This window comes from Pantoea sp. B65 (assembly GCF_047308185.1).
Classification (GTDB): domain Bacteria; phylum Pseudomonadota; class Gammaproteobacteria; order Enterobacterales; family Enterobacteriaceae; genus Erwinia.
This window is the reverse complement of sequence record NZ_JAHXPU010000016.1, coordinates 176522-199985: the sequence shown is the minus strand read 5'-3', so window position 1 is coordinate 199985 and position 23464 is coordinate 176522. Positions and strand designations below refer to the sequence as shown.

Below are 23464 nucleotides of genomic sequence, written 5' to 3'. Positions count from 1 at the left end.
GTTATTGCACCAGCGCGCGGTAGCGCTCACGCAGACGATGGCGCAAGCCCATCGCCGCCAGGTTCAGTCCTAACACAATGGTGACCAGCAGCAGCGCGGTGGCATACACCAGCGGCCGCTCAGCTTCGGCGTTCGGGCTCTGAAACGCCAGGTCATAGATCTGGAAACCAAGGTGCATAAATTTACGGTCGAGATGCAGCCAGGGGAAAATACCGTCGATCGGCAACTCCGGGACCATTTTGACCACGCCAACCAGCATCAGCGGTGCGGTTTCGCCCGCCGCGCGCGCCACTGCGAGGATCAAGCCGGTGAGCATCGCCGGCAGCGCCAGCGGCAGGGTAATATGCCATAAGGTTTCCGCACGCGTCGCCCCCAGCGCCAGCGAGCCCTGACGCAGCGTTGGCGGAATGCGTGACAGCCCCTCTTCAGTGGCGACAATCACCACCGGCAGCGTCAGCAGCGCCAGCGTTAGCGACGCCCACAACAGCCCCGGAGTACCAAAGGTCGGATTCGGCAGCGATGCCGGGAAAAACAGCTGATCCAGCGAGCCGCCAATCAGCCAGACAAAAAAGCCAAGGCCAAATACGCCATAGACAATCGACGGTACCCCGGCCAGATTGACCACCGCAATACGCACCAGCCGCGTTAAGGCATTACGGCCAGCATATTCATGCAGCCATACCGCGGCAATCACTCCCAGCGGCATCACCACCACCGACATCAGTAATACCATCAATACCGTGCCAAAAATCGCCGGGAAGGCGCCGCCTTCCGACTGATTGTCGGTGGGCGAATCACTGACAAAGTGCCATAACTGGCTGGCAAAATGCCGCCATTTCTGCCCGAGGCTCATCGCATTGGGATGCCAGGCGGTGATCACCTGCGCTAACGGAATGCGCTGTATACTGCCGCTGGCATCACGCAGCAGCAGGGCGCTGCGATCGATCTCGCTATTCAGTGACGCCAGCCGGGTCGCCAGACGATTAAACTGGCGCTGGAGTTCCGTGCGGTCCGCCTGATATATCGACTGCTGCTGCGCGTCAAAACGCCGCGCGGCGCGCAGCTCCTCAGCCTGATGCTCTACGGCTTCCAGCTGGACGTTAATACGCGCCATCTCAATCCGGCGGATTTCAGCCACCTGTGCCTGCTGCAACTGCGTCTGTTGCAAACGCTGCTGCAGGGCGCGATCCATATTGCGGGCGATGAGCGGTTGGCTGCCTTCCCGTAGCCCCTCGAACCAGCCATAGGCATTGCCGCCACTGCGGCGCTGTAGCACGATAATCTGTTCCGGCTGCTGCCGCTGGCTGATATCGGCGGATAACAGCGCGCGGAAATCCGGTGGCGCAAAGTCGCGGTTACCGGTTTTCAGCAGATAACGCGTCACGCTATCCGGCAAACTGGCCGGCAATACGCGCCCGCTATCCTGCAGCTGCTGACGCGATATCTGGCTGCTGCTCACTACTTCACCCAGCAGTTGTACACTGCCGGCGCCGGGCTGATTGAGGGTAAACAACGTTACCGGTTGTGGCCAGAAACCACGTAGTCCCTGCCACGCCAGCAGCAGTATTAGCAGGAAAAAAGCCAGCAGACTAAAAGCCACCGCCCCGGCGGTTAACCAGCGCCAGCGATCGTTTTGGCGCATATTGCGATTCATCCCTGCCCCTCATGATTAGCGAAGCGTTGACGCAGCCGCTGGCGTACCAGCTCTGCCAGCGTATTGACCATCAGGGTAAATACCAGCAGCACCAGCGCACTAAGGAACAGGATACGGTAATGGGCGCTGCCCGCCGCCGCTTCCGGCATCTCCACGGCAATATTCGCCGACAGGGTGCGTAATCCGTCGAACAGCCCGCCGTCGGTGACCGGCGTATTGCCGGTCGCCATGAGCACAATCATGGTTTCGCCCACCGCCCGGCCAAAACCGATCATTAGCGCGGAGAAAATACCCGCCGAAGCGCCAGGCAGTACCACCCTGGACAGGGTTTGCCACGGAGTGGCTCCCAGCGCCAGCGACCCCTGCCCTAACGAGGCCGGCACGCTAAAGATGGCATCTTCTGCAAGGGTGAAAATCAGCGGCACCAGGGCAAAGCCCATCGCCACCCCGGCCACCAGTAAGTTGCGTTGTTCATAACCGTGCGCCAGGCGAGCGGCCAGCCCGCGGCCAAACAGAACGCCATCCAGTAACGGCAGCAGCCACAGGCTGAGGGCGCTGACCAGCAGCAATAGCGGCAACAGCAGCCAGACTTCCCGCCCGTTGGCGCACAGCCGCTGGCGCCAGCGCGCGGGCAGACGTCGCGAACCCCAGGCGCAAAATAGCAGCGTCAGCGCCAGCATAAACGGCAGCAATAGCACCCCGGCCAGCCGATCGGCAATGCGCGGCGCCAGCCAGAGCCCGGCGATCAATCCCACCACCACGCTCGGCAACGCCCCCATCATTTCGATGCCCGGTTTTACCCAGCGCCGCAGCGCGGGCGTCATAAACCACGCGCTGTAAATCGCGGCGGCCAGCGCCAGTGGGGTGGCAAACAGCAGCGCCAGCGCAGCGGCTTTCAGCGTCCCGGAAACCATCGGCATCAGGCTGAATTTCGCCTGATAGTTATCATTCGCGGCAGTAGACTGCCATACCCAGGCTGGCTGCGGATAATTTTCATACCAGACTTTCTGCCACAGGCTGCGCCAGCTAAAATCGGGCCATGGATTATGCAAGTGATAGTATTGCCACTGTCCGGCACGCTCCACCAGCAGGCCATCCCCCTGCGGCGCAAATTGCGCCTGGCTGATGCCGGCGGTCAGTGTCTGGCTGAAGATCGCGCCATCCTGTTTGCTGGCAAACAGTTGCAGCTCCCCCTGCGGGCTGACAGTGGCAAATACCCGTCGTTGCGATTCGGTAATGATCAACGGCTGTGAACGGGCGCCATGGAAATAACGAATAAAGTTAAGGTGCGGCCCGCTGTGGCTGGCAATATCAAACCATTGCGCAATGCCGGATGGTCCGGCAATCAGTAGCGAGTTGCCGCCGCTCAGCAGCTGCATCTGGTGCGGTTTTTCTTGCAGCGTAATCGTATCGCGTAAACTAATCTCGTCGGCAGTGATACGCCAGACGCGTAGCAGATTGCCGGCGAGAGCAAACAGCAGTTTGCCATCCGGGGTCAGGATAAGCTGGTCGCTGCCGGGGCTGGTAATGGTGCGGATAAACGGCGGCTGGTCGGCGCGTAGCTGTGCCAGCACCACGGCATCACCGCTGGAGGCCGCCGCCAGCCACTGATTGTCGCCGTTGCGGGCAACGGCAGGATGCTGTAATCCTGCGGATAAGAGATTTTGCCCCTGCGCGCCGAGAGGGAATGTCCAGCGCGGTGCGCCATCGCTGGCGGTAAAATCTGCGCTCACCAGTTTGACGCTGTCATCAGACTGTAACAAAAGCACCGCAGATTTATCGGCGGTAAGCGCCGCCTGCACCGGGCCGTTTGCCAGTTGCAGTGCCGGTTCCGCCGGTTCGCCGCTAAGAGGAATAAAGCGCCCCAGTCCCTGCTGGTCAATGCGCCACCCCCATTTACCGCTGAGGCCCAGCGCCACCGCGGGTTGCGGCTGCCACAGCGCGAAGGTACTGACTGACTGCAGTGAAGGTGAGGAAAATAACGATGTCACCACCCAGATTAGCCAGAAAAACAGTAGCATCATCACCAGCAGGATACCGATGCCACATGCCGTGACCACGCGGCGAGTCAGCCGGTCGATAAATCGCCGACGTCTGTCGCTGAACTGCACCGGAATATGGTTATCGATCATGCCTGTCAGGGTATCCGTTTCGCTTTCAAGTCGCTATGTTGCCCGTAGCCGCTTGATAAGACAACTGTTGAGGTTGGACAATGCTGCCATACTCTCGCCATAATGGGTGTGGACACTGGGTACCCTAGTCCCAAATCAGCACAACGGAGTAAAAATGGGTCAGGAAAAGTTATATATCGAAAAAGAACTGAGCTGGTTATCCTTTAACGAACGCGTGTTGCAGGAAGCAGCCGACAAGACCAACCCGCTGATTGAACGTATGCGTTTTCTTGGCATTTATTCCAATAATCTTGATGAATTTTATAAGGTCCGCTTTGCCGATCTGAAACGTCGCATTTTAATCGGTGAAGAGCAGGGATCGGCCAGTACCCAGCGCCATTTGCTGAAAAAGATCCAGCAACGGGTCATGAAAGCCGATCAGGAATTCGACGGTCTGTACAATGATCTGCTGCTGGAAATGGCCCGTAACCAGATCTTCCTGATCAATGAACGTCAGCTGTCCCCCAATCAGCAGAGCTGGCTGCGCCACTATTTTAAACATCAACTGCGCCAGCACATTACGCCGATTCTGATTAACCATGACACCGACCTGACCGAATTCCTGAAAGATGATTACACCTATCTGGCGGTAGAGATTATCCGTGGCGAGGAGATCCACCATGCGCTGCTGGAGATCCCGTCCGATAAGGTGCCGCGTTTCGTTAATCTGCCGCCAGAAGCGCCACGCCGTCGCAAGCCGATGATCCTGCTGGATAATATCCTGCGCTACTGTCTGGATGATATTTTTAAAGGCTTTTTCGACTACGATGCGCTCAACGCCTATTCGATGAAAATGACGCGCGATGCGGAGTACGATTTGGTGACAGAGATGGAATCCAGCCTGCTGGAACTGATGTCATCCAGTCTGAAACAGCGTCTGACCGCTGAGCCGGTACGTTTTGTTTATCAGCGCGATATGCCGGATGCGCTGGTCGAACTGCTGCGTGGCAAGCTGAATATCTCTAACTACGACTCGATTATCCCGGGCGGTCGTTACCACAATTTTAAAGACTTTATTAATTTTCCTAACGTCGGTAAGGCCAACCTGGTCAATAAACCGCTGCCGCAGCTGCGTCATATCTGGTTTGATCGTTTTCGTAACGGCTTTGACGCCATTCGCCACCACGATGTGCTGCTCTACTATCCGTACCACACTTTTGAACATGTGCTTGAGCTGCTGCGCCAGGCCTCCTTTGACCCGAGTGTGCTGGCGATTAAAATTAATATTTATCGCGTCGCCAAAAATTCGCGCATTATTGATGCGATGATCCACGCCGCCTATAACGGTAAAAAAGTCACGGTAGTGGTGGAGCTGCAGGCGCGCTTTGATGAAGAAGCCAATATTCACTGGGCCAAACGCTTAACGGAAGCCGGTGTGCATGTGATTTTCTCCGCACCGGGTTTGAAAATTCACGCCAAACTGTTTTTGGTGTCACGCCGCGAAAACGGTGAAATTGTGCGCTACGCGCATATCGGCACCGGCAACTTTAATGAAAAGACCGCACGCCTGTATACGGACTACTCGTTGCTAACCGCCGATGCGCGCATCACCAATGAAGTGCGGCGGGTATTTAACTTTATTGAAAACCCGTATCGCCCGGTGAGCTTTGAACATCTGATGGTTTCGCCGCAAAACTCGCGCCGTATGCTGTATCAGCTGATCGACAATGAAATTGCCAACGCACAAAATGGACTTTCGGCTGGCATTACACTGAAAATAAACAATTTGGTGGATAAAGGTTTAGTCGACCGCCTCTACACTGCGTCCAGCGTTGGCGTGAAGGTGGATCTGCTGGTGCGCGGCATGTGTTCGTTGATCCCGAATCTGGAAGGGATTAGCGATAACATTCGTGTAATCAGTATTATAGACCGCTATCTTGAGCACGATCGTGTCTATATTTTTGAAAATGGCGGCGATAAAAAAGTCTATCTTTCTTCCGCCGACTGGATGACGCGCAACATTGATTATCGCATCGAAGTGGCAGTGTCGATCCTCGATCCCACACTGAAACAACGCATACTGGATATTATTGGCATCCTGTTAAGTGATACTCTGAAAGCCCGCTACGTTGATAAAGAGCTGAGTAACCGTTATGTGCCGCGTGGCAACCGCCGTAAAGTACGTGCGCAGTTAGCCATATACGATTACATCAAATCCCTGGAACAACCTGAATAACTCACTATGCCAATATCCCATAAAAGTACACCCAAACCGCAGGAATTTGCTGCCATTGACCTCGGTTCTAACAGTTTCCACATGGTGATTGCCCGCGTGGTGGATGGCGCGATGCAGGTGCTGGGACGGTTGAAACAGCGGGTACATCTGGCTGACGGCCTGGACAGCAACAATGTCCTCAGCGAAGAGGCTATCCAGCGTGGGTTAAGTTGCCTGGCGCTGTTTGCCGAACGTTTGCAGGGCTTCAGCCCGGCGAATGTAACGATTGTCGGGACCCACACGCTGCGCCAGGCGGTGAATGCTGAAGAGTTTCTGCGCCGCGCGGCCGATGTGATCCCCTATCCGATCGAAGTGATCTCCGGTCATGAAGAAGCGCGCCTGATTTTTATGGGTGTGGAGCACACGCAGCCGGAAAAAGGCCGCAAGCTGGTTATTGATATCGGCGGCGGCTCGACGGAACTGGTGATTGGCGAAGATTTTGAGCCGATGCTGGTAGAAAGCCGGCGCATGGGCTGTGTCAGTTTTGCCCACTTCTATTTCGCCCAGGGCGTGATCAGCAAAGAGAATTTCCGCCGTGCGCGCCTCGCGGCGGCACAAAAGCTGGAGACCCTCTCCTGGCAGTATCGTCTGCTGGGCTGGCAGTTTGCGCTGGGAGCGTCGGGTACCATTAAAGCGGCCTGTGAAGTGCTGCAGGCGATGGGGGAGAAAGAAAAACTGATCACCCCTGAGCGTCTGGATATGCTGTACAACGAAGTGATTAAATATAAATCGTTTGATGCGCTCAGCCTGCCAGGGCTGTCGGAAGAGCGTAAAGCGGTGTTTGTCCCCGGGCTGGCGATCCTGTGCGGCGTGTTCGATGCGCTGGCGATCCGTGAGCTACGTCTGTCTGACGGCGCGCTGCGCGAAGGCGTGCTGTATGAGATGGAGGGCCGTTTTCGCCATCAGGATATTCGCAGCCGCACCGCGCAAAGCCTGGCCAATCACTACAATATCGACACCGATCAGGCGCGACGCGTACTCGATACGACTGAACAGCTCTATCTGCAGTGGAAAGATCAGAACCCGAAACTGGCTAATCCGCAGCTGGCGGCACTACTGAAATGGGCCTCGATGCTGCATGAAGTCGGGCTGAACATTAACCATAGCGGCTTACAGCGCCACTCCTCGTATATCCTGCAAAATACCAATATGCCCGGTTTTAACCAGGATCAACAGTCGCTGCTGGCAATGCTGGTACGTTACCACCGTAAGGCAGTAAAAGTGGATGAGATGCCGCGCTTCACGCTGTTCAAGAAGAAGCAATTTCTGCCGCTGGTATTTTTACTGCGTTTAGGCGCGCTATTAAATAATCAGCGTCAGGCAACGACGACTCCCGATGTATTACGCCTGGAAACCGATGATGGTCACTGGACGCTTACCTTCCCGGAGGGCTATTTCGCGCAGAACAACCTGGTGCAGCTCGACCTTGAGCGCGAGCAGATTTACTGGGAAGAGGTTGTCGGCTGGAAGCTGATGATTCAGGAAGGGTTATAAACCCCGGCGCAAAACTATCCACGCCGCGGTTAATGGCGGATGGCGCGACCATCCGCCATCAACCGCCAGGCACTCAATAATGGTTTGATGATGACAACTGCAAACTCCGGCAATTTTTTTACTGAAAAGTATCAACTCAGCGCACCACACTCCGAAATTGTTGCAGCCGCCACGCGTATTGCCCCAGGTAAAGCGCTCGATCTCGGCTGTGGCAACGGACGCAATACGCTGTACCTGAATCAGAAAGGTTTTGACGTCACCGCCTGGGATAAAAATCCCGGCAGTATCGCCACGCTGGACCATATTGTTGCACAAGAGTCACTCAGCCATATCAGTACCGCCGTGAGAGATCTCGATAATCTGCGCTTTAACGGCGAGTACCAGCTGGTGTTCTCTACCGTGGTGATGATGTTCCTGCAGCCGGCAACCATTGGGCAGATGATTAGCGATATGCAGGCCAGCACGGTGAAAGAGGGTTACAACCTGATTGTTGCCGCCATGGACACCAGCGACTACCCGTGCCCGCTGCCCTTCACCTTTACCTTTAAATCCGGTGAACTCAGCCACTATTACCGCAAGTGGCACATTGTGAAGTACAACGAGGATGTCGGTCAGCTGTTTAAAACCGATGAACAGGGTAATCGTATCAGTCTGCGCTTCGCCACTTTGCTGGCGCAAAAAGCCCCGACTAAGGATTGATTTTTTCACCGGCTGCTGGCGCCAGGCTGACCAGCAGCTGGGGCAAGCTGACTGCATAGCCCTGCAGATAATCCACGCCCATTTTCCGCAACGCGGCGGCAATATCCTCCGATTCGACAAACTCCGCTACCACCTTCATCCGTCGCAGACGCGCGACGCAGCAAATCGACTCGATAATATGGTAGTCCAGACTGCTGCTCAGAATGTTGCGCACAAAACTGCCGTCAATTTTCAATATATCCGCCTGAATCTCGCGCAGACGGGTATAGCTGGCATAGCCGGTACCGAAATCATCAATCGCAACCGGACATCCCAGTTCGCGCAGCTGATTAATCGAGCGGTTACCCCAGGTTAAGTCGCTCAGCATATGCGACTCCTCCACCTCAATTATCAGTTGCCACGGCTCAATATTGCAGCGTTGCAGCATCGCGCCGATCTCTTTTGCCAGGTGCGGACGGCATATGGTGGAAGCAAACAGATTAACCGCAAAGCGTGCGGCGGGCAGCGCTGCGCGTTGCTGGTCCATAAAGCTGAGTGTCTGCTCCAGCACCCAACGATCAATCTCCCAGCTCATACCAAACTCATGCACCACCGGCAGAAAAACCTGCGGTTTCAGTTGCTCGCCGTGGGTATCCACCATCCGCAATAATATTTCGTGGTAGTCATCGCCACGCAGACCCTGAATGCGTTGCGCCAGTAGCACAAATTTATCGTTATCCAGCGCAAACTGAACTTCATGCAGCATCGCCAGCTTATCTTTTACCTTGCGCTGCACCGGAATGCCGCCCTGTTGCAGATTTTCCGGCAGCCCGCTATTCAGCGATACCTCCGCCATGGCGCTCAGCTCGCCAAGCAGTTCATGCAGATGGCTGATCGGGGGTCTGACGCTGCAAAAGCTTAACCCGACGCTGGGTTGCAGCGGTAAGCCATCCCAGGTCAGGCGGTAGTTCTTCAGGCGCGCAGAAATCTCCTCCACCCGGACCAGCGGCGCAGCGCTATCCAGTCGCAGAGCGAGATCAAACCCCGGCAGCTGATAGACCTCTTCGCCCGGCTGCATAAAGGGGCGCAGATGGCCGGCCAGGCAGCGTTTGTACTGGATACGCAGTTGCAGGCCATAAGTGCGGCTCAGCAAATCCAGTTCCGGAATGCGCAGAAAACAGATCGTCGAATGCGCGCGCGCCGCCAGGTCAGCGCTGAGCGCGCGCAAATTGGGTAAGCCAATCACCGGATCGGTTAACGCCGCGCGTTTGGCCTTAATAATCACCCGTCGTTGATGCGTGCCGATTGCCGCCATCAGAAAGATGGTGACGGTAAATACCAGCAGATTGGAGGAGATAATCGCCAGATGCTGCAGCTGCGTCTGCAGATCAATAAACTGTTCGCGAAACTGATACAGCGCAATCAGGATCAGCGACCAGCTCAGGGAAGTCAGCAGATGACCAAAGCGCATCGCGGCCCACAGCATCAGCGGCAGCAGTAAGGTTAAGGTGTAGTCACTGGTCAGCAGGTTTTCCCGGTCGAGGCGGAAATGGGTGAGGATGCCTAACATCACCGTCATCAGCACTCCCCAACAGAACAACTCGCGGAAAGTGACATCTTCCGCCATCTGTCGCTGTAAACGCTGCCACAGGATGGCGGCAAAGCGTGGGTTTTTGACGATACGAATCAGCCAGTAATAAACCTGTAGCAGCGAGACACAGGAGAGCAGCAGCGCCTGAAAGTTAATCAGCGTGCGGATGGTGAACGGATCGCGCGAAAAAAGGGTACTGGCCTCCGGCAATACGCCCAGCGTCACGACCATTTGTAGCAGGATTAACATCAGCGTCGGCAGAAAAAACGCCAGCCAGAACAGGCGGATTGGCGCCATGCTCAGTTCACCAAAACCCACGCCCCAGCGATTACGCGCATGTAAGCGGTAGCCAGCCCAGCTGATACAGATAGCAATAAGAAACAGCACGCTGAGGGTCAGCGCCTGCGGCGGCGAGATTAACGGAAAATAGCGAAATAATAAGGCGACGCAAATTCCCGGCAGCGCCGCCCAGTCAAACACCATCAGCATCGCCACCATCATGGCCAGCGGCAGATAGATCAGATAAACGTAGCCTTCGGCAAGTTGTAGTCGGGCGGAGAAATGGCCGGAAACGGGCATTAGAATCAGCGGCAGCAGTAGCGGTAGTCCCCACCAGCGGGTGCTGAAGCGTCGATAACAGAAAGTTTTGCGCATATGTATCATCATATGTTGCAGAGCCCGGCAATCTGTCTCTGCCGTTACTTGCTCTTCGTCCTGAAGAAGCCCATGCGGGCTGGCCCGCCCCCGCTCGGGGGCCGCCTGGTATGCCACCAGGTCACTATTAGTTTGACATAAATCAACAAACAGATTGATAATTTTTTGTACAAACCGCATGTTTAGCCAGCGATCGGTTATAGGATGCTATGTTGTCCCTCAGTTACATGGCAGATTGACCTGATTGCCGTGCTGTGCCTAAATAACCCATCGCTCGCCGTTGCGGGCTTATCCGAGGAACCCTTTGCGTGAACAACGCCATGTCTGGCCACCGACGCCGAAAAACTGGACCAATGACGCGTATCGTTTTGCTGATCAGTTTTATTATTTTACTTGCACGTTTGATCTACACTATTCCGGGTGCTATTGAACATCATCAGCAAAAGAAAGCGCTACCCGAAACACCGGCAATCACCGCCCCAGTATCAACCTCATAATGCTCACACGATGACATGAGCGTTAAGTTGCCTTGTCTGAGACAACTTACCCTTATTTCATAAGCTTATTTTATCGGCGTTATACTGCTTAACCCTGAATAATTCGAGTTGCGGGCAGGCGGCAACCCGTAAACGGCTGCCGGCAGCGCGCTGACGACCTGAAGCGTGACGGGCAGAGATGTGTGGCTTTACCGACTCAAGGGATATTTATGTCTGCACCTGCTTCCCACCCCCGGCAACTGGCTGAAATTCGTAGCCGTATTCTCAACCTGCTGCTTAATAATCATGATTTAGTCGATACCCTTGTTGAACACCCTCATCGCGCAACTGAGCAAGAAAAACAGGCGACAGAACAGCAAACCGCCGAGTTGCAATACTATATTCCGCTACTGCATGCCGCCGATCTCGCGGATATTCTCGAAGCCTTGCCGGAAGATGAACGTCTGGCGCTCTGGCATCTGATTGATGACGCGCGTCGCGGTCAGGTGCTGGTGGAAGCCTCGGAAAACGTCTGGGAAAGCCTGATTGCCGGGATGAGCGATAAGGCCATCCTGCTGGCGATTGCGCCGCTGGATATCAATGATCAGGCGTATCTGGCAAAGTATTTGCCACGTGACCTGACCGGTCGTCTGCTGACCTCGCTGGAACCCGGCCAGCGTGCGCATGTGCTGGATATGATGCATTTCGACCGCGATCGCGTCGGCCGCATCATGGATTTCAATCTGCTGACGGTGCGCGCCGGGGTTACGCTGGCCACGGTTCAGCGATTTTTACGCCGTAAGAAGTCGATACCCGCCGGTAGCGATAAGCTGTTTGTGACCGACAAAAATAACCAGCTGCTGGGCGAACTGACGCTGACGGATATTCTGCTAAACACCCCGGATAAGCGGGTGCTTGAAGTGATGAATACCAAACCCACCACTTTCTGGCTGGATGATAAGGCGGAAGATGCTGCGGGCGCCTTCGAGCGTTATAACCTGATCTCCGCCGCGGTGATCGACCAGCAGGGTAAACTGATTGGTCGTGTCACCATTGAAGACGTGGTGGATTTAGTGAACCAGCAGAGCGACAGCAATATTCGTAAGATGGGTGGCTTAAGCCCGGACGAAGATGTATTTGCGCCGGTCAGAAAGGCGGTACGCACCCGCTGGACCTGGCTGGCGGTTAACCTCTGCACCGCATTTGTCGCCTCACGGGTTATTGGACTGTTTGAAGCCACCATTTCACAACTGGTGGCGCTGGCGGCGCTGATGCCGATCGTCGCCGGAATTGGCGGCAATACTGGTAACCAGACCATCACCATGATCGTGCGCGCGCTGGCGCTGCATCAGGTGGAACCCGGTAACTTCTCTTTTCTGATCCTGCGAGAACTGGGCGTGGCGCTGATTAATGGCCTGTTCTGGGGCGGCATTATGGGAATTGTTACCTGGCTGATGTATGACAATCCGGCGCTGGGCGGCGTGATGATGCTGGCGATGGTGCTGAATTTGCTGCTGGCGGCACTGATGGGAGTGCTCATTCCGTTGATTATGACGCGCATGAAACGCGATCCGGCAGTCGGTTCCAGCGTGTTAATCACGGCTTTAACCGATACCGGAGGGTTCTTTATTTTCCTCGGTCTGGCGACGCTGTTTTTACTGCGCTAATTTGCCAGTAAAGACGAAAGTGTCACCGCCTGCTGGCAAAGAGGTGATTAATCAGACAAGTTTTTTATGTAACTCAAGGGTTAACTGCTCAATCCGTTCCGTCAGTTGTTTGGTTACATTGGTCAGATCGGTATTCATTTCAATCAATCTGATCATCTGTTCCGCATGATCGGCAGCCACCTTCTGCCGTAACTCGTTGGCCCTGGCCAAATCTTCACGATGTAGCGCATCCGCTTCGGCGTTCGCTTTATCCCTTTCCGCCTGACGCGTTTCCGCCAGCAGAATCAATGGCGCGGCATAGGCGGCCTGCAGACTAAAAGCCAGATTGAGCAAAATAAACGGATAGGGATCAAAGTGGGTGATGCCGCTAACATTAAGGACGATCCAGACCGTTACCACCAATGTCTGCCCACCAAGGAACATCGGCGTACCAAAAAAGCGGGCAAATGCCTCGGCTTTCAGCGCAAACCAGCTCTGACCAAACGTTGGCGCCAAATGGGTATGCGCACGATGGAAACGTAAATGATCTTTTAAGGGTGCTTTCACCGCTGCATCATTACCCGTGGCTTTCATATGCGACCTCTCCGTAAAAAACCGCCCTGCCAGCATTAGACTGGCAGGATGGCGGGGGTAGTGTGATCAACGCTGCAAACTGGCAGCGGGCAGCAACGTTGGTGGGTTAGAGATAAAACTGTACTCCGGGCAAGGCGCCGGTTTTAGCTCTGTGGCTTTTCCGCACTGCCATGACCAGGCTGGCCGATAAAGGGTAAGCGCAGCGTCAGCGGATCCAGATTCACCCCCAGATTGAGACCCAGGATATTCACCTCCACTCCCTCTTCCCTGCCGATCGTCAATGCCAGGACGCCGAGCAGCGAAACCTGCAGCCCCTTACCTGACGGCGGTAAACCCATCGGATTGGTTAATGAACGGTAATCTTTGCCAATCGCATTGGCGGGCATATTTAGCTTCAGCTCAGGGACTTCGCGGCCGATATGGGCAAGAAAGGTATTACTGTTGGGACCTGGCCAGGCGTGATAGGTGTGCGGCCAGGGATAGCTGTTAATCGCGGCTTCAATCTGCGGGATCATCGCTTCGGCTTCCGCGCCACGGTGCTCAAGCAACAGTCCCGGCCGGGCGCCAAACCAGAAACCATCCGCAATAGTATAGTCCCGGCGCACCACATTATTACCGCCCCAGCTAATCACTTCGTAACGGTGATACTGACTTTCTCCGGCCTTCTTAAAAATGATCCACGGATGAACCGCAAATAGCCCGCGCCAGCCATAGGTTTGTGCGGTATAGACCTGAACAATAGCCGTACTGGCATACTGTTGCGGATCCGGGGCGATACCGGCGGAATCACGCCGTGCCGTTGCCCAGCTCTGCCCGCTGGCGAAGTCGCCATTGCGCATCGCCTGAGCCAGACTCTTGCCAAACGACAGCAGTAATACGCCGAGAAACACGATGCTCAACACTTTCAGAGTATACATAGATTTAGTGGGATCCGATGGCAAGGAAAGCAGGTTAACACCCTGCCGACCAGTGTACTGTGAGTTGGCGTCAGGGTTAAAGCCGCGCGTGCGGTTTATCAGTGGCGGCTTAGCGGGGTAGTGAATAATCCACAGCCAGACCCATACTGCGGATTAGCTACGGGTTATTTTGTGTACTGCGCGTCGGTCACTTTTTCCATCCATTCAACCGGGCTGCCGTTTACTGACTCGGCAATAGCAATATGTGTCATGGCATTGTCAGGCGTCGCGCCATGCCAGTGTTTTACACCGGCTGGGATCCAAACGGTATCACCCTGATTAATTTCCCGAATCTCATCCCCCTGTTCCTGCAGCCATCCGCGCCCATGAGTGACAATCAGTGTCTGGCCCAATGGATGTGTATGCCACGCGGTGCGCGCGCCTGGCTCAAAAGTCACCATCGCACCACCGATCCTGGCATCACCACTGCCGGCAAAAGGCGAATCAATCCGCACTCTGCCAGTAAAGTAATTTTCAGGACCCGGCTGAGAAGGCTGGGAGCCGCTTAGCGTGATTTTCAAATTCATTGTTTTCCCCTCAAACTACTCGTTAAACGTTAAGCTCAGTATAGGGGGCGCATAATTATGGCGGTAGATGCTATTTTATTGATGCCATTATGAGTTAAATTCATAAATCGATCGGTTGATGTTAACTGCCCGGACCGGCGCCAACATCGATTTTTTGCGGGTATCAAGCGCTAAGCATTTAGCAGAAACCACTGAAATGAGGCGCATCATTGATGCGCCATCGGAGTTAACCTTTAGCGGCTGCCAGCAGCGGCGGAACGGCAGGAACTTCAGGCGCATTATCGATATCTTGCCGGGTCATGCGAAAGGCCGCCGGATAATGCTCCCGGCTGGTGCGGCGGAGGGGTTCAGTATCGCGCCAGGTATACAGACAGAGCTGGCACTGATAAACCGTCCAGACATCTTTGACCGGTGATTTCGCCATCATTTCAATTTTTTCATCAGCACAGCGTGGACAAATCATCTTGTTCTCCTTATTTACGGTTGGCCAACATTGCGGTCAGCTTTGCGACCCACTGCGCTGTTTCCGGCAGATCTTTCACCGGCTGGCTGTAGTGACCACGGCTATCCGGAGCAACCGGGGTGGTGGCATCAATGATCAGCTTATCGGTTATCCCGGCCGGACTGGAACCCGGGTCGAGTTCCAGTACCGACATATTGGGTAACTGCACCAGATCCCCTGCCGGATTCACTTTCGAAGATAACGCCCACATCACCTGCGGCAGGTCGAACGGATCGACATCTTCATCCACCATAATCACCATTTTGACGTAGCCGAGGCCATGTGGCGTGGTCATCGCACGCAGGCCAACTGCGCGGGCAAAGCCGCCATAGCGTTTTTTCGTCGAGATAATGGCCAGCAGCCCGTGGGTATACATGGCGTTTACCGCCTGGACTTCAGGGAATTCAGCCTTCAGTTGCTGATAAAGCGGGACACAGGTGGCAGGGCCAATCAGGTAATCAATTTCGGTCCAGGGCATGCCAAGATAGAGCGACTCAAAGATCGGTTTGCTGCGGTATGAAACCTTATCAATACGTACAACCGCCATATTACGTCCACCCGAATAGTGGCCGGTAAACTCACCAAAGGGGCCTTCAATTTCACGCCTGCGACCTTCGATCACCCCTTCGAGGATCACTTCTGATCCCCATGGCACATCAAAGCCGGTCAGTGGCGCAGTGGCAATCGGATAAGGACTTTCACGCAGTGCGCCAGCCATTTCGTATTCCGACTGATCGTATTTCAGCGGGGTAGCGCCCATCAGCGTGATAATCGGATCGTTGCCAAGGGTGATGGCAATCGGCAGGTCCTCGCCCCGCTCCTCCGCTTTATGCAGGTGCAGCGCAATATCATGCATCGGAACCGGCTGCAGACCGAGTTTACGCTTGCCTTTGACCTCCATGCGGTAGATACCGACATTCTGTTTGCCAAAGTGAAGCGGATCCAGTGGATCGCGGGATACCACGCAGGCTTTATCAAGATAGAAGCCGCCATCGCCGTCGTTTAAACGGAACAGCGGTAAAATATCAAACAGGTTAATATCATCGCCATCCACACTGTTTTCTGCCCAGGCCGGGTTGGCACGACGTTCCGGCGCCACGGGAAAGGTATCCCAGCGGCGAATAAAGGTTTCGATCTGCTGCTTCACCGGGGTGTTCGGCGGCAGGCCCAGCGCGATAGCGTGATTCTGCCAGGAACCAAGGGTGTTCATAACCACATGAGCATCAATGAAACCTTTAATGCTGGTGAAAGAGATGGCCGGCGCGCCTTCACCAATACGACCGGTGGCGTTAGCCGCAGCCGCAATATCCGGCTCGGCCAGTACCTCTTCACTGATAGTGAGTAATTGCCCCTGCTCATCAAGTGCCTGTAAGAAACTGCGTAAATCATCAAATGCCATGCTTTATCCCCCGGAGCTGTGCCCTGAACAGAGCCACACCCAATGGCGCACCAGCCGCGCCCGCAACCTCTGTGATCGATCTCATAAAGGCGTCTAAAAACCATATTGTTCGTGTACGAACAATATAATTAGCTTAACGCCGCATCACCGGCCAGACAAGGCGGGCGCGAAAAAATAGTTCGTATACGAATTATTCGCATAGCAAAATAAAAGATATTTAAAATCATTCAGCTATTACAGTATTCTGGTGATCCGCCCACCCGCGCAGCATCGTTATAAAAATATGAGCAGGCATGATGAATAACCACCTTGCAAGCATCCCTTTTCACCTGATGCGCCAGCTATTTCAGGAACATACCGCGCAATGGCAAAAATCGATGCCGGAACTCACCAAGCAGCAATATGCCGTGCTGTGTGCCGTGGCTGAGCAACCCGGGATAGAACAAATGGATCTGACCGATGCGGCGATCAGCACCAAAGCCACGCTGGCAGAGATGCTGTTACGTATGGAGAAACGCGGGTTACTGTTGCGCAAAGCCGGGGTCAGCGACCGGCGCCGACGATATATTTATCTTACCGCTGAGGGAGAAAAGGTCTTACAGCTCGCGCAGCCGGTGGCAAAGGATGTCGATATGACCTTTTTATCGCGCATCTCGTCAGCTGAACAGCAGGTTCTTGTCCGGCTGCTGCAGCAAATGGTCAGTGAACAACAATGTGATCAATAAACTGCAGGCACGGGATGAACCCTATGCTGCTACCGCCTGATATTCAGGACGGTAGCCAGGGTAGTGCAACTATCTTCACCATTCACCCACCAGCGGTTAACCGAGCAGCGGTACGCGTGTCTCTTTTGCCGGTTCTGGTTTCAGCCGGGCAGGATCGATTTTACAGATCATGTCAGCCATCATGCCCATCAATGAATCTTTGGGAAACGCGTGCCATTGCCCGACCGCATCGCCCATCGTGACGACCTCTCCCTGCCCATAAGGCTGCGAAAAGAAAATATGTTCAAATTGTGCGCGTTCCTGCGTATCACAGTTAATCACGTTAATGACACGGGAACTGGCAATATAAATCGGCGGTTTTTCTTTTATCCGTGTTTGCGGGGTATAGTTATTAATTATATAAAACCGGCGCAGATGCGAGTTTCCCTGATAGCTGGATATCTGGTGCAAATCGGCATAAGTCATTACTTGTTCATTGCTCAACATTCTGACGAAACCTGCCGGAGGTTTACCCACTGCTGGCGGCTGTGGCGAGGTCTGACTGGCACAACCAGCCAGTGAAATAAGCACGGCGCCTATCCAGACTCTCATCATTTTTTGCCTGCTATCAGGTCCGGACGCAGAGGAAGTAACACCTCTTTTGTCACACTTCCCTGCACCGAGCACAGCAGCTGGGTCTTGCCGTTTCTGACACTCAGCATAGCGAGCTTTTCCACACTTCCTTTGGCAGGCGCAATCCCGCTTACCGCCGTTTCGTTCTTCTGCCATACCTGCTCGCCGGGGCGTTTAATCATCGCCACGGCGAAATATTCATCGTTCACTTTTTTCCAGTTAACATTTGGCATCGCTTTTATCACGGCTTCCACAGACTGGTCGATAACCAGCCCCCAGAAATAATATTTACCCATCTCCGCTAAATCATCTTGCTGCGAGTAATAGCCGGAAAGCGTTAGCTGCTGCACCGCCACTGGCTGAGCAAACCAGACCGTATTGCCGCGGTCTTTTGGCGCGACAAACCATGCGTGATGTTGGCTATCGGTTGTCAGAGGGGCAACATGTTTAAATTTGCTTTGCTGAATATAGAGTTCAGAGAAGAAGCGACTGTCGCAGTGAATTAAACTTTCCGGGAGGGTTTCAGCACCTGCCGCGCCGGTTGCACTTAGCAGCAACGGCAGCAGGGGAAATAAACAGCGTCTCATAAAGTATCCTTACTAAAATAATCAGTAAATCATATCGGCAGGAGAGAGATTTTCTTCAGGCGGCTGCGCCGCTGCCATTTTCAGCGCGCATGTTAGTCTTTCCTGTTGCCACTGATGCTAACCCGCGCGGCCACCTGAAGGTGGCCGCGCGATGACAGGCTGGCGCTGCGGCTTATCAGAACGTTTCCCAGTTCTGCCCGCTCTCCGCCACTTTACCGCTTCCCCGACCGGGGCGATCGGCTTTTACTACTTTAGCGGCGACCGGAGTATTTTTATGCGTGCCGAGCTCAAAGATCGCAATGGTATTTTTCAACTGCTCAGCCTCTTTTTCCAGATTCGCGGCGCTGCTTGCGGCTTCCTGCACCAGAGAGGCGTTCTGATGGGTTACACCATCCATTTCAGTCATCGCCAGACCAATTTGCTCAATTCCGCGACTCTGCTCTTCCGAGGCGACGGAAATTTCGCCCATCAGCTGATTCACCTGCTCAACCGAATCAATAATCATCGACATCGCATCACCCGTTTGCTGGACCTGTTCCACACCCGCTTTGACGCGAATTACCGATTCACTGATCAACCCTTCAATCTCTTTCGCGGCATGGGCACTACGCTGGGCCAGAGCCCGCACTTCACTGGCGACTACGGCAAAACCACGCCCCTGTTCCCCGGCGCGGGCGGCTTCCACCGCGGCATTCAGCGCCAGAATATTGGTCTGGAAAGAGATGCTGTTTATCACGTCGGTGATGTCGGCAATTTTGCGGGAATTTTCCGAAATCTGATGCATGGTGCCCACCACCGTGGCGGTGACATCGCCGCCTTTTTTCGCCGTCAGCTGAGTTGATTCCGTCAGCTGACGCGCCTGACGCACGTTTTCCGCATTATTTTTGACGGTTGAGGTCAGCTGTTCCATGCTGGCTGCGGTTTGTTGCAGAGCGGCAGCTTGCTGATCGGTTCGATCGGACAACTCTTCGTTACCCTGTTTTATCTGATTGGTGCTGATGTAGATACTGCCGGAGCTTTCCTGAATCGCCTGTACCGTATCACGCAGATTTTTTTGCATATCGCGAATATAAGGTATCAGTTGCCCCACGCAGTTACGGCCAAAATCCTTTAGATCGTTGTCCAGTCTGCCGGATTTCATTATCTCCATATGGGCTTTGATCAAGGAGATCGGCTTCACCAGATAGCTAACCAGATAACGGTCGGTTAAAAACAGCGTGATAATCCCGGCAAACAACGCGCAGAGTAAAACATATTTATTATAAGCCACCTGTGCCAGCGACTGTTCTACCAGGACGTTGGACTGAATGCCCTGGCTGTACTTTTCAGCGGTAACACCAAACTGCACACTCAGCGGCGGATAAACTTTGCGGAATAAGGCACGAAACTGGTCCTGCTGATTGTTTTCCGCGGCGGCCAGCATCGGTACAATCCCTTTGTTAATCAGGGTATCCCAGTCGTTGATCATTGTCTGGATGACTTCGTCGCTGACACCCGGATGCTGACTGGTACGAAACTGCGCCAGCATATCCTGGGTAATTTTGAGCGCCTTGTTGGCCGAAGCAAACGTTTTTTCCGCATCGGCGCTATTACCCGTCTGGAGATAATCCAGCGCGCGTAACATCCTGGTCATGGAACGAAAATACTGATCATTCCCTTTCACCAGCAGGGAGTAGGATGTTTTTTGCACAAGATTTTGCTGCAATAAATTGTCGATAGAATTAAAGTTATTAAACGTCAGAAGTGTCGCCATCCCCCAAATCAGGCTGAAGGCAATGAGGATAATCATTATCATTTTTCTGAAGGTTATATCTTTAAGTATTCTCATAAAGGCTCCGGCGACTGATTGATGATGCATTTACTGCACTCTTACTGGTGGTTTTTAGTGAGTGACTGGTCATCTTCGCTTGCGTTTCTGACACTGAAGCAAAAAACCAAATCATGATATTTTCATTGTTATCCAATCACTTAATCACAAAAAAAACGATAATCTTTGCCAGACCGGCATCTGATTAGGTCATGTCAGATCACTATTTTTTCTGGAGAAGAACACATGAGAACGCATACAACAGACCGGATTAGAGGTGACATTTTTACCGCTCATATGTTGGATGAGTGTTTATATCGGCAAAAAATGAATTATATGTAGGTATTGGGTTGCAGAATTTGATCGTTTTTTAACCCTTCAGCGTAAATTTGTTTGCTGAAGCGATTCAATTATGATTTTAGCGCGCAGGCAGCTGAATGGCGGCGCTTAGTCAGATCAGGTGAGCGCCGCATATAAAATGGCAGAGAGAGGTATGCCGGGGAATCCCCTCTCCGCCGCAACCTTCAGGTTCGTACCCACAAGTGATCATCATCTTCCCCGGCAGGAGCAACCGGCGTCGGCAGCAATCTCAGTTAACGCTGAGAGGCGTCTTTGTACTGCTGATACTGGCGCTGAATGGCAATCTGATCGGCAATAAATTTGGCGTCGTGCCAGACACCCCAGATAAAGGTAGAACCACGGCGTGACAACCACGGCAAGCCAAGGAAATAGACGCCTGGCTCAGTGGAAACCCCGCGGTGATGCTGCGGCTTGTTCTGTGCGTCAAAAGCATTAACCCTGAGCCAGCTATAATCGGTGGCATAACCGGTAGCCCAGATAATAGAGGTGATGCCCGCCTGCGACAGATTGAGTTCCAGCAGCGGATGCACCACCGATTCCGGGTCCGGCAAGAAATGGCGCGCCGCAGGTTCCTCTGGCAGATCCACGCCATTGCGGGCGATCCAGGCATCGGCGGCATCCAGTAACGAAAGATAATTTTCATCGCCGCGCGCAATGTTCTGCGCCAGATCAGGCTGAAAAGTTACCACATCGCCGTCAAAAGATTTTGTCAGGCCAGCCAGTTTCACTCCCTGTTGCGCCAGCTGACGAAAATCGACGGTGTGCCCGCCGCGCGCGCCGCTGACGGCAATGGTGACATGCTCCTTACCCGGCTGGCTGGCAGCAGCATCCCAGAGTCCCAGCACCCCAAGCCACCAGCAGAAATCACGGTTTCGGTAGGAACGTGGCGGGCGATCGTGAGGGCCAACCGAGAGCCAGACATCCCTGCCTGCGCGTTGCAGTTCGTCGGCAATCTGCACGCCGGATGACCCCGCTCCCACCACCAGCACTCCCCCCGGTGGCAGATGCCCGGGATGATGATATTCAGCAGAGTGGATCTGATGGATGCGCTGATTTTTAGCGGCAATGGCGGGGATCACCGGGCGCTGAAACGGACCGGTGGCCGCGACAATCCGCTGTGCTTCAATCACGCCTGCGGAGGTTTCAACGGTAAAACCTGAACGATTCAGATTGCGTTCTACCCGCATCACTTCAACGCCAGTGCGGATCGGCGCATTAATTTTCCCGGCGTAGGCGACGAAATAGTCAGCAACCTGCTCTTTGGCGACAAAGCTATCGGGGTCGCAATCGGGAAAAGTCATCCCCGGGAAACGATCGTGCCAGGCCGGACCGTTGGCCACCAGCGAATCCCAACGACCACTACGCCATGCTTCAGCGATACGATTTTTTTCCAGCACCAGATGAGGAATATCCAGCCGGCCTAAATGCTCGCTCATCGCCACACCAGCCTGACCCGCTCCAATCACCAGCGTATCAATTACGGTTGTTTTTTCTGTCATTTCTGCGTCCTTCAGGCAGCCATAGATTGGCTGATTACCTTTAAATGAAGGAAACAAGATAATTTGAGCGCCATGAATCGGTAAATTATTATAAAGCTAGCGTCTGGATAGAAAATAATTAGCCAGCAAAAAAAACCGTCAGCGCCGCACCATAAATGCCATTAACTTAAAAATTAGCTTTCACTCCGGCGATTAATCCGGGCATCGAAAACGGTACGGCCGGATAATTATTAGCCGGGGTAAAAAAACCAAAAAAAAGAAACTGATGCGGATAAAAGACCGACAAAATAATTAGCGAACTCTACCCTGCACCAGAAAAAAACACTGCATTATTAACGTGCGCAGCGCTCCGGCAGCGTGCATCGCGCGCTGCGCTTTTAAAAACCGGCAACAAGGCAAGATAACATTCATCTGACGCGCGCCGCGAGAACCAAACCATGCCGGGATGTCACGAGATTAAAAATTAACGCACTGGATAGTTTTTTTTAATATCAAGACCAGAAATTTACTAATTGCGTCTTTTGTCAGGCTGCCGCCATAGTGTCTGTCGTTAATTATCTGGCATCGGACCTTGCGCCATCATTTCAGGATATAAGCATGAGCAATAAGCTGTTTGAAAACGGGGAGTTTTCTTCCCTGGTCCATTCTATGACGCCGGCAGAATTAGGCGATATTCTCAGTGGCCATGGAATGTGGAAAACAGAAGCTAATGAACGTCTGGGCATTCCCCGCATGGTCATGACTGATGGCACCTACGGCGTACGTTACTCGGTACAACAAATTGATCATGATGAAAAAGGCGGCCAGGATTTCGCCGGCTTCCTCAATGTGGTGAATCAGCGTGCCAAAGACGTTGAAATTGCCTGGGGCACCATGAAGCCAGCCACCTGTTTCCCCAATGGCTCCAGCTTCGCCTGTAGCTGGGACGTGGAGTTAGCGCAGACATTAGGTGATGCATTGGGAAAAGAGTGTCAGCAAATGGGCGTCCATCTGCTGCTTGGGCCTGGCATTAATATTCGTCGCACCCCATTGGGTGGCCGCAGCTACGAATACTATTCAGAAGATCCGCTGATTGCTGGCGATATCGCCAGCGGGGTGATTAATGGTTTGCAGCAGCAGGGGGTCGGCGCTTCACTGAAACACTTCGCCTGTAATAACTCCGAAATTGAACGGACCAGCATGGACTCGATTGTCGATGAACGTGCTCTGCGTGAAATTTATCCTATGCGTTTAATGCGGACAAAGCGCAACAACTGGGGGCGACAGACAAGTGAGGAAATGATAAGCGCGGCGCAGTAAGGAGGCACTCCCGGTCAA

Annotated in this window: 18 protein-coding genes and 1 pseudogene; 7 read left to right on the top strand and 12 right to left on the bottom strand. The window is 53.7% G+C overall.

Features of this window, described 5'->3' with window-relative positions:
- Window position 1: 1 nt before the first annotated feature.
- Together pstA and JWF83_RS06295 are read right to left on the bottom strand one after the other, a co-directional pair.
- The gene (gene pstA, locus JWF83_RS06300; protein ID WP_413649345.1) at window positions 2-1654 is read right to left on the bottom strand and encodes a phosphate ABC transporter permease PstA; all 1653 of its coding nucleotides are present in this window, start codon (window positions 1652-1654) and stop codon (window positions 2-4) included.
- Entirely contained in the window at window positions 1651-3786 is a 2136-nt protein-coding gene (locus JWF83_RS06295) for an ABC transporter permease subunit (protein WP_413649344.1), read from the bottom strand. Before JWF83_RS06295 ends, pstA begins: the two co-directional genes overlap by 4 nt.
- A gap of 154 nt (window positions 3787-3940) precedes the next feature.
- Here JWF83_RS06295 and ppk1 point away from each other — a divergent pair, with 154 nt between their 5' ends.
- From ppk1 to tehB, 3 genes are all read left to right on the top strand, one after another.
- A complete protein-coding gene (gene ppk1, locus JWF83_RS06290; RefSeq protein ID WP_413649343.1) occupies window positions 3941-6001 on the top strand; it encodes a polyphosphate kinase 1 in 2061 nt (686 codons plus the stop codon).
- 6 nt (window positions 6002-6007) lie between these two features.
- On the top strand, window positions 6008-7534 hold the full coding sequence (gene ppx, locus JWF83_RS06285) for an exopolyphosphatase (RefSeq protein WP_413649342.1): 1527 nt from the start codon (window positions 6008-6010) through the stop codon (window positions 7532-7534).
- 90 nt (window positions 7535-7624) lie between these two features.
- Window positions 7625-8233: a tellurite resistance methyltransferase TehB gene (tehB, locus tag JWF83_RS06280; RefSeq protein WP_413649442.1), complete on the top strand. Its 609-nt coding sequence runs from the start codon at window positions 7625-7627 to the stop codon at window positions 8231-8233.
- Here tehB and JWF83_RS06275 read toward each other — a convergent pair.
- Window positions 8223-10457: an EAL domain-containing protein gene (locus tag JWF83_RS06275; protein WP_413649341.1), complete on the bottom strand. Its 2235-nt coding sequence runs from the start codon at window positions 10455-10457 to the stop codon at window positions 8223-8225. The genes tehB and JWF83_RS06275 overlap by 11 nt on opposite strands.
- Window positions 10458-10765: 308 nt before the next feature.
- Between JWF83_RS06275 and JWF83_RS06270 the strand changes: the two genes are divergently transcribed.
- Both JWF83_RS06270 and mgtE read left to right on the top strand, forming a co-directional pair.
- Window positions 10766-10954 carry a YfgG family protein gene (locus JWF83_RS06270; RefSeq protein ID WP_413649340.1) on the top strand — a complete coding sequence of 63 codons (189 nt, stop codon included), beginning with the start codon at window positions 10766-10768 and terminating at the stop codon, window positions 10952-10954.
- Between the two features lie 182 nt (window positions 10955-11136).
- Window positions 11137-12600: a magnesium transporter gene (mgtE, locus tag JWF83_RS06265; RefSeq protein ID WP_413649339.1), complete on the top strand. Its 1464-nt coding sequence runs from the start codon at window positions 11137-11139 to the stop codon at window positions 12598-12600.
- Window positions 12601-12651: 51 nt separating this feature from the next.
- On the opposite strand, the gene JWF83_RS06260 is transcribed toward mgtE, so the two are convergent.
- The 5 genes from JWF83_RS06260 to JWF83_RS06240 form a co-directional block, all read right to left on the bottom strand.
- A complete protein-coding gene (locus JWF83_RS06260; protein ID WP_413649338.1) occupies window positions 12652-13173 on the bottom strand; it encodes a DUF1003 domain-containing protein in 522 nt (173 codons plus the stop codon).
- A 143-nt stretch (window positions 13174-13316) separates the two neighbouring features.
- Window positions 13317-14090, bottom strand: a complete 774-nt coding sequence (locus JWF83_RS06255) for a DUF3750 domain-containing protein (protein ID WP_413649337.1) — start codon at window positions 14088-14090, stop codon at window positions 13317-13319.
- A gap of 164 nt (window positions 14091-14254) precedes the next feature.
- A complete protein-coding gene (locus JWF83_RS06250) occupies window positions 14255-14656 on the bottom strand; it encodes a cupin domain-containing protein (RefSeq protein WP_413649336.1) in 402 nt (133 codons plus the stop codon).
- Window positions 14657-14882: 226 nt separating this feature from the next.
- Window positions 14883-15119 carry a non-oxidative hydroxyarylic acid decarboxylases subunit D gene (locus JWF83_RS06245; RefSeq protein ID WP_413649335.1) on the bottom strand — a complete coding sequence of 79 codons (237 nt, stop codon included), beginning with the start codon at window positions 15117-15119 and terminating at the stop codon, window positions 14883-14885.
- A 10-nt stretch (window positions 15120-15129) separates the two neighbouring features.
- Window positions 15130-16557 carry a non-oxidative hydroxyarylic acid decarboxylases subunit C gene (locus JWF83_RS06240; RefSeq protein WP_413649334.1) on the bottom strand — a complete coding sequence of 476 codons (1428 nt, stop codon included), beginning with the start codon at window positions 16555-16557 and terminating at the stop codon, window positions 15130-15132.
- A gap of 296 nt (window positions 16558-16853) precedes the next feature.
- On the opposite strand from JWF83_RS06240, the gene JWF83_RS06235 reads away from it, so the two are divergent.
- Window positions 16854-17282 (top strand): MarR family winged helix-turn-helix transcriptional regulator, encoded by a 429-nt coding sequence (locus tag JWF83_RS06235; RefSeq protein WP_413649441.1) that lies wholly within the window; start codon window positions 16854-16856, stop codon window positions 17280-17282.
- A 96-nt stretch (window positions 17283-17378) separates the two neighbouring features.
- Here the strand turns inward: JWF83_RS06235 and JWF83_RS06230 are convergent, their stop codons facing one another.
- From JWF83_RS06230 to JWF83_RS06215, 4 genes are all read right to left on the bottom strand, one after another.
- Complete coding sequence (locus JWF83_RS06230; protein WP_413649333.1) at window positions 17379-17876, bottom strand: surface-adhesin E family protein; 498 nt, start codon at window positions 17874-17876, stop codon at window positions 17379-17381.
- Entirely contained in the window at window positions 17873-18481 is a 609-nt protein-coding gene (locus tag JWF83_RS06225) for a hypothetical protein (protein ID WP_413649332.1), read from the bottom strand. The genes JWF83_RS06230 and JWF83_RS06225 overlap by 4 nt, the downstream gene beginning before the upstream one ends.
- Before the next feature lie 175 nt (window positions 18482-18656).
- Window positions 18657-20309, bottom strand: a complete 1653-nt coding sequence (locus tag JWF83_RS06220) for a methyl-accepting chemotaxis protein (protein ID WP_413649331.1) — start codon at window positions 20307-20309, stop codon at window positions 18657-18659.
- A 572-nt stretch (window positions 20310-20881) separates the two neighbouring features.
- Entirely contained in the window at window positions 20882-22147 is a 1266-nt protein-coding gene (locus tag JWF83_RS06215; protein WP_413649330.1) for a flavin-containing monooxygenase, read from the bottom strand.
- A gap of 597 nt (window positions 22148-22744) precedes the next feature.
- Here JWF83_RS06215 and JWF83_RS06210 point away from each other — a divergent pair.
- Window positions 22745-23372 (top strand): annotated as a pseudogene (locus JWF83_RS06210) (glycoside hydrolase family 3 N-terminal domain-containing protein); the annotation flags it as partial.
- Window positions 23373-23464: the final 92 nt, after the last annotated feature.

Excerpts from the sequence above, each read along its gene's own strand:
- JWF83_RS06255 (WP_413649337.1), bottom strand. The coding sequence starts at position 14,090 with ATGTATACTCTGAAAGTGTTGAGCATCGTGTTTCTCGGCGTATTACTG.
- JWF83_RS06240 (WP_413649334.1), bottom strand. The coding sequence starts at position 16,557 with ATGGCATTTGATGATTTACGCAGTTTCTTACAGGCACTTGATGAGCAG.
- JWF83_RS06230 (WP_413649333.1), bottom strand. The coding sequence starts at position 17,876 with ATGATGAGAGTCTGGATAGGCGCCGTGCTTATTTCACTGGCTGGTTGT.
- pstA (WP_413649345.1), bottom strand. The coding sequence starts at position 1,654 with ATGAATCGCAATATGCGCCAAAACGATCGCTGGCGCTGGTTAACCGCC.
- JWF83_RS06220 (WP_413649331.1), bottom strand. The coding sequence starts at position 20,309 with ATGAGAATACTTAAAGATATAACCTTCAGAAAAATGATAATGATTATC.
- JWF83_RS06295 (WP_413649344.1), bottom strand. The coding sequence starts at position 3,786 with ATGATCGATAACCATATTCCGGTGCAGTTCAGCGACAGACGTCGGCGA.
- JWF83_RS06245 (WP_413649335.1), bottom strand. The coding sequence starts at position 15,119 with ATGATTTGTCCACGCTGTGCTGATGAAAAAATTGAAATGATGGCGAAA.
- JWF83_RS06250 (WP_413649336.1), bottom strand. The coding sequence starts at position 14,656 with ATGAATTTGAAAATCACGCTAAGCGGCTCCCAGCCTTCTCAGCCGGGT.
- ppk1 (WP_413649343.1), top strand. The coding sequence starts at position 3,941 with ATGGGTCAGGAAAAGTTATATATCGAAAAAGAACTGAGCTGGTTATCC.
- JWF83_RS06275 (WP_413649341.1), bottom strand. The coding sequence starts at position 10,457 with ATGCGCAAAACTTTCTGTTATCGACGCTTCAGCACCCGCTGGTGGGGA.
- ppx (WP_413649342.1), top strand. The coding sequence starts at position 6,008 with ATGCCAATATCCCATAAAAGTACACCCAAACCGCAGGAATTTGCTGCC.
- JWF83_RS06215 (WP_413649330.1), bottom strand. The coding sequence starts at position 22,147 with ATGACAGAAAAAACAACCGTAATTGATACGCTGGTGATTGGAGCGGGT.
- tehB (WP_413649442.1), top strand. The coding sequence starts at position 7,625 with ATGACAACTGCAAACTCCGGCAATTTTTTTACTGAAAAGTATCAACTC.
- JWF83_RS06225 (WP_413649332.1), bottom strand. The coding sequence starts at position 18,481 with ATGAGACGCTGTTTATTTCCCCTGCTGCCGTTGCTGCTAAGTGCAACC.
- JWF83_RS06235 (WP_413649441.1), top strand. The coding sequence starts at position 16,854 with ATGAATAACCACCTTGCAAGCATCCCTTTTCACCTGATGCGCCAGCTA.
- JWF83_RS06260 (WP_413649338.1), bottom strand. The coding sequence starts at position 13,173 with ATGAAAGCCACGGGTAATGATGCAGCGGTGAAAGCACCCTTAAAAGAT.